Origin of the sequence: Mesorhizobium sp. M1A.F.Ca.IN.022.07.1.1 (assembly GCF_003997575.1) — a bacterium.
Lineage (GTDB): Bacteria > Pseudomonadota > Alphaproteobacteria > Rhizobiales > Rhizobiaceae > Mesorhizobium.
The window spans coordinates 1-5,738 of record NZ_RZST01000358.1; the positions used below are offsets into that span (position 1 = coordinate 1).

The following is a 5,738-nucleotide window of genomic DNA, read 5'->3' on the forward strand; positions in this document are numbered from 1 at the left end:
GTCTCTACCAAGGCGGTCGAATCCTATGCCAGACGGCTTCGCGTCGGCTCTTTGTTGATGATCGACGGCGCGCATCATGAGATCCTGCAAGAGAGGGATCTCTTTCGCGAGCAGCTCCTGGCGGCCTTCGATGCTTTTGTTCCGGGAACCGGCGACGCTGCCTGATCACGGAACGACGCCGCGGATCAGCCGCGCAGCGCCGCCATTGCCGCGGCGTGCAATTCCGGCGTCGCCGCCGCCAATATGTCGCCGCCGTTTTCTGCCGGCCCGCCTTCGAAGGTGGTGACGACGCCGCCCGCCTTCTCGATGATCGGGATCAGCGCCACGATGTCGTAGGGTTTCAAACCCGGATCGGCGACGATATCGACGCTGCCCGCCGCCACCATGGCGAAGGCGTAGCAGTCGGTGCCGTAGCGGGCGAGCTGCACCTGTTTCTCGAACGCGTCATAGCGGTTGCGCGCCGCGCCCTTGAACAGCGCCGGCGTGGTGGTGAACAGGGTCGCCTGCGAAAGCTCCGTCGTCTTGCGCGTCGCGAGCTTGCGCGGGCCACCCGGGCCTTCGTAATGCGAGCCGGAGGCATTGGCATAGAACAGCTCGCCGGTGAAGGGCTGCGACATCAGGCCGGCTACGGCATCGCCGTCGATCGTCAGTCCGACCAGCGTTCCCCAGACCGGCAGGCCGGAAACGAAGGCGCGTGTGCCGTCGATCGGGTCGATGACCCAGACATGCCGGCTCGAAATGTTCTCGCTGCCATGCTCCTCGCCGAGGATGCCGTGATCGGGATATTCCGCCGAGATAAGCGCCCGGATCGCCCGCTCGGCCTCGCGATCGGCCTCCGTCACCGGATCGAAGCTCTCCGCCAGCTTATTGGCGACTGCGGCCTGGCTGCGGAAGCGAGGCAAGGTCTCGGCGGCGGCGGCACGCGCGATGCGCCGCATGAAGTCGATGCTGATATCCAACCCACTCTCCCCGTTGCGGCAACCATCTCGCAGCCGCTGTCTTCTTGCCGGACCGGATCGTGAAATCGGGTCAGGCGCCCTCGCCTGTTGCCTCAAAGTCACACGTCAGGCACCGAAACCGGATTTGCACATCATATTGAATTAAAAAAGCCTGAAGTCGATTGACATTTGTGCATCGCACAATACTTTGTTCTCGGACAGCTTATCCTGTCCATGCCCTCCTTGGGCGTTTCCTCCCTAGACTTCGACCGTGTCGTGAAAACGATGCGGTCTTTTTTTGAGCTGCGGTTCCCAGCGCCACCGTCATTCGGCGGCGAGCGGCAGGTCGAGGAAATGATGGCCGGGCATCGAAATCAGTTCGGCCGAAAACCGCGTCAGGTCGTCGGCTAAAGCGTCGAAGCCGGCCGATTTCTGGAATGTCCGCTCGTTCATGTAGAGCCCGCGATTGACCTCGATCTGCAGCGCGTGGAGATGACGCGCCGGCCGCCCGTAATGCTCGGTTATGAAGCCGCCGGCATAAGGCTTGTTATGCGCGACAGCGTAGCCCATTCCGGTGAGCAGGCCGATCGCCCTCTCGGTTAGAGCCGCGCTGGCGGAAATGCCGAAACGATCGCCGATGATGAAATCCGGCCGCGCGCCATTGTCGCCGACCCGGACGCTGGCCGGCATCGAATGGCAGTCGATCAGCACGGCATAGCCGAACCTGGCGTGGGTCCTGGTCAAGAGCCGCTTCAGCGTCTCGTGATAGGGCTTGTAGACGGCCTCTATGCGTCCCACGGCCTCGGAGAGCGGCAGACGCCCGGGATAGATGTCGAGCCCCTCCCCCACCAGCTTCGGCACGGTGCCCAGCCCGCCCGCGACGCGGGCAGAGCGGATATTGCAGAAGGACGGCACCGGCTCCGCGAACATGCGCGGATCGAGTTCCCACGGTTCGCGGTTGACGTCGAGATAGGCGCGCGGGAAATTTGCCGCCAGCATCGGCGCGCCGAGCGCGACGGCGCCGCCGAACAGCTCATCGACATAGCAATCCTCCGACCGGCGTATGGCGTTGCGGTCGAGCCGCACCATGGCCAGGAAGCGCTCGGGATAATGGCGGCCGCTATGCGGCGAGTTGAACAGGAAAGCTACGCGTTGCTCGGCGCCCGATCGGATTTCGAAGGGTGGTGTGACCGAAAAATCCTCGGCTGCCGTCTTCAATTTGAACGAACCAGGACGAAGCACTGCATCATGATGCGAAACTGCCATCTTGCGTCCGGCATGTCCAGCATTTCAGCCCCGCGAAACGCACAGTCGAAGTGGTCGCGACAAGGCCAACGTTCACTTGATGTTTACCGTCTCCTCCTCATATACAGGATGGTTAACGGGCTTGCCCGGCGGCAGGCTTGGGGCGGGTGATTCGGACGGGATACGATGGCACGCATTCTTCTGGCGGAAGACGACGACGATATGCGCCGGTTCCTCGTCAAGGCGCTGGAACGCGCCGGCTATCAGGTGAGCGATTTCGACAACGGCGCCAGCGCCTATGAGCGGCTGCGCGAAGAGCCTTTTTCGCTGCTTCTGACCGACATCGTCATGCCGGAGATGGACGGCATCGAGCTTGCCCGCCGCGCCACTGAGATCGATCCGGATCTCAAGGTCATGTTCATCACCGGCTTCGCTGCCGTCGCGCTCAATCCGGATTCCAAGGCGCCCAAGGACGCCAAGGTGCTGTCGAAGCCGTTCCATCTGCGCGATCTCGTCAACGAGGTCGAAAAGATGCTTCAGGCCGCCTAAAGGGTTTTTCCGGCCGGCGCATGTCGTCCAAAACGGCGCAGCGGCTGGGAAAACGACATCCACAAAACAAAGATCTAAGCGCGTCACTCGAACCCGTTTCGACGCGACGCGCTTTAGGCATCGGCGCTTCCGCCGCTGCGGCAAAACGGAGCTTTCTTTTCTTGTTCCTGCTATTGACGCGCCGGACCAAAAATGGTGTATGCGCGGCTTCGGATGGGCGTGTAGCTCAGCGGGAGAGCACTGCATTGACATTGCAGGGGTCACAAGTTCAATCCTTGTCACGCCCACCATCCTTTCAATAACTTAGCTAACCCAATGTGCCGATTGGCACAGAAACTCCGGGGCGAAGATTTCCAACCGCACTCCGGAACCAAAGCGGACGCGTTCCGTTGCACGCCAAATGGGGACTGGCTGCAATGGCCGAAGACGACGACCGTTTCTGGAAGGTCTATATAGATTCCATCAAATTGCGCGCCGAGCGGTATCGGCTTCGAGCCGAAGTCGATGCCGAACGGCAACAAGCGCGACGGATCCGGTGCAATCGGCCCGAGAGCGAGCCTGGATATTCCGGCAAGGCCCAGAAGATCTAACGCACCGTGCAACTGATCTGACGCCCGCAAGTTAACCTTCATGGTCGGCAACTAGCAAAGGACGCCGGCGGCTGAGAGACAGCGACCGCGCTCCCGTCTGAACCAAGACCGGAGACGCGTCATGCGAGACCAAATTCCCGACAATCCACGCCCGCGCCCTCTTCAAGCCGAGAGCGACAGGAAGCTCCTCGCCCAAACGAGAGATGTGATCAATCGTTCGAGGCAGAAGCATCGACACAGAACCGCAGATCGATCCGCACCGGTTGAAGCGGATTTCTCGCAAAGTCACTGGGATCTAGACTAGACCTCGGCCTGCGAGAACATGCGCTGCTGCCGATCGGTCGGCCTAATGATGGTCCATGACGGCGGTGCCCACCCCTTCCAGCTGAATTTCGGCTGCTGCCGGCCCAAGCCCGATATCAAAGTTACGCTCTTCGCCAGCGGCAGGGGAAGCGAGAGGCGTATCCCTCTCAGACGCCCGAGACGGCGCACAGCGCTTTCATTCTAGCGACGGCGAGATCTGGATCGGCCAGCAATCCCGCCTGATCGGCGAGGCGGAAAACATCGGCGTAGTGGCAGACGCCGCGTGCCGACTGCATGCCGCCGACCATGGTGAAATGATCCTGGTGGCCATTCAGCCAGGCCATGAAGACGATGCCTGCCTTGTAATATTCCGTCGGGGCTTCAAAGATCTTGCGCGACAGCGGCACGGTCGGCGCCATCAGCGCGTCATAGCCGGCCCGGTCGCCCTCGGCGAGCCTGGCCAGCGCGGGGTTGGCCACCGGGGCGATGGCATCGAAGATGCCGAGCAGCGCATGCGAGTGCCTCTTGCCGTCGCCCGCGATCAGCTCCGGATAGTTGAAGTCGTCACCCGTGAACATCACCACGCCTTCAGGCAGGCGGTCGCGCAGCAGCACCTCCTTGCCGGCGTCGAGCAGTGATATCTTTATGCCTTCGACCTTGTCGGCGTGCCGCTCTATGATGGCGACCACGGTGTCCAAGGCGGTATCGAAATCGTTGCTGCCCCAATAGCCCTTGAGCGCCGGATCGAACATGTCGCCCAGCCAGTGCAGGATCACCTTGCCGGAGGCTTGGCTGAGGATCCGGTCGTAGACGCGGGCATAGTCGTCCGGGCCTTTGGCCGCGGCCGCCAGCGCGCGGCTTGCCATCATGATCGCCTTGCCGCCCTCGCCTTCGATGAAGGCGAACTGCTCCTCATAGGCTCGGATCACATCGTCGAGCGTCCTTGCCGCGGCCGGCGTCAGGTGGTCGGTGCCGGCGCCGGAGGCGAGATCGGCGCCTTTCACCGTGCGCGCCTCGGCGATCGAGCGCCGGATCAGTTCTTTCGCGCTCGCCCAGTCGAACCCCATGCCGCGCTGCGAGGTGTCCATCGCCTCGGCGATGCGGAAGCCGAGCCGCCACAGATGATGACGGAATGCCATGGTCTTGTCCCAGTCGACCGCCGGCCGCGACCAGGGATCGGTCATGGCGAAGGGGTTGGCGACGACATGGGCGGCGGCATAGGCGAGGCGCGGGAAATCCGCGCCGATGTTGGGCTGCGCCGGTTGGCCGACCAGCCGGTAGCCGACACGATCGCCATTCTTCGCAGGCAGGATGATGTCCATCGAAATCTCCCTTTGTGGTAGCCTATAGATGGAACGTTCCAATAAATCAAGAACCTTTATGATCCCTGCGACTGAAGCGATCCAACGCAGCGCTGCGGCCCTAAGCCCATACATTTCCGGCCATCGATCAATTTTTCGAAATCGACATGATTCCCAGTTGACTCCGGTTTGACGCAATGTTTAGAACGTTCCAATAAATTTTAGCGCCGGACGCGGAGGAAGCACGGATATGGTCAGCCGGGCCAAGGCGACGATCCTGGACATCGCCCGCGAGGCCGGCGTGTCCAAATCGACGGTATCGCTCGTGCTGCAAGGCAGCGGGCTGATCCGGCCTGAGACCGCGCTCAAGGTCCGCAAGGCGATCGAGGATGTCGGCTATGTCTACAACCGCGGCGCCGCCAACCTGCGCAAGGCGCATTCCAACGTCATCGGCATGGTGATCAACGATCTCACCAATCCCTTCTTCGCCGAGCTGGCGGTTGGCATGGAGCGCGTCTTTCAGGCCGCAGGCATCGTGCCCTTCATCGCCAACACCGCGGAAAATCCGGTCCGCCAGGAAGAAGTGCTGAAGTCGCTGCTGGAACAGGGCGTCGCCGGTCTGATCGTCTCGCCGGCGCGCGGCACCACGCCCGGCGCCTTCCGCCGCATCGAGGCTGCCGGCGTGCCGGTCGTCTTCGCCATGCGCCGCCTGCCCGAGAGCCGCATCCCGGCAATCGCGCCCGACAACCATCGCGGCGCCTATCTCGCCACCCAGCATCTGATCGGCACAGGCCACCTCCGTCTGGCTTTCT

The 5,738-nt window shown here is 62.3% G+C and carries 6 protein-coding genes, 1 tRNA gene and 1 pseudogene; 5 read left to right on the forward strand and 3 right to left on the reverse strand.

The window, feature by feature from the left end; translation table 11 throughout:
* Positions 1-165, forward strand: a pseudogene (locus EOA75_RS35270) (alpha/beta hydrolase); the annotation flags it as partial.
* 20 nt (positions 166-185) lie between these two features.
* On the opposite strand, the gene hisN reads toward EOA75_RS35270, so the two are convergent.
* On the reverse strand, positions 186-959 hold the full coding sequence (gene hisN / locus EOA75_RS27645; RefSeq protein WP_127325649.1) for a histidinol-phosphatase: 774 nt from the start codon (positions 957-959) through the stop codon (positions 186-188).
* A gap of 303 nt (positions 960-1,262) precedes the next feature.
* Entirely contained in the window at positions 1,263-2,204 is a 942-nt protein-coding gene (locus EOA75_RS27650) for an N-formylglutamate amidohydrolase (RefSeq protein WP_067002532.1), read from the reverse strand.
* 165 nt (positions 2,205-2,369) lie between these two features.
* On the opposite strand from EOA75_RS27650, the gene EOA75_RS27655 reads away from it, so the two are divergent.
* The 3 genes from EOA75_RS27655 (at position 2,370) to EOA75_RS34235 (ending at position 3,322) form a co-directional block, all read left to right on the forward strand.
* Positions 2,370-2,732, forward strand: a complete 363-nt coding sequence (locus tag EOA75_RS27655; RefSeq protein WP_006199474.1) for a response regulator — start codon at positions 2,370-2,372, stop codon at positions 2,730-2,732.
* 215 nt (positions 2,733-2,947) lie between these two features.
* Positions 2,948-3,022, forward strand: a tRNA-Val gene (locus tag EOA75_RS27660).
* A gap of 126 nt (positions 3,023-3,148) precedes the next feature.
* Entirely contained in the window at positions 3,149-3,322 is a 174-nt protein-coding gene (locus EOA75_RS34235; protein WP_156751095.1) for a hypothetical protein, read from the forward strand.
* Between the two features lie 470 nt (positions 3,323-3,792).
* Here EOA75_RS34235 and EOA75_RS27665 read toward each other — a convergent pair whose 3' ends face one another.
* Positions 3,793-4,947, reverse strand: coding sequence for a dihydrodipicolinate synthase family protein (locus EOA75_RS27665; protein ID WP_127240048.1), 1,155 nt, complete (start codon positions 4,945-4,947; stop codon positions 3,793-3,795).
* 229 nt (positions 4,948-5,176) lie between these two features.
* On the opposite strand from EOA75_RS27665, the gene EOA75_RS27670 reads away from it, so the two are divergent.
* The coding region (locus EOA75_RS27670; protein ID WP_164747594.1) for a LacI family DNA-binding transcriptional regulator at positions 5,177-5,738 on the forward strand (562 nt) is incomplete at its 3' end.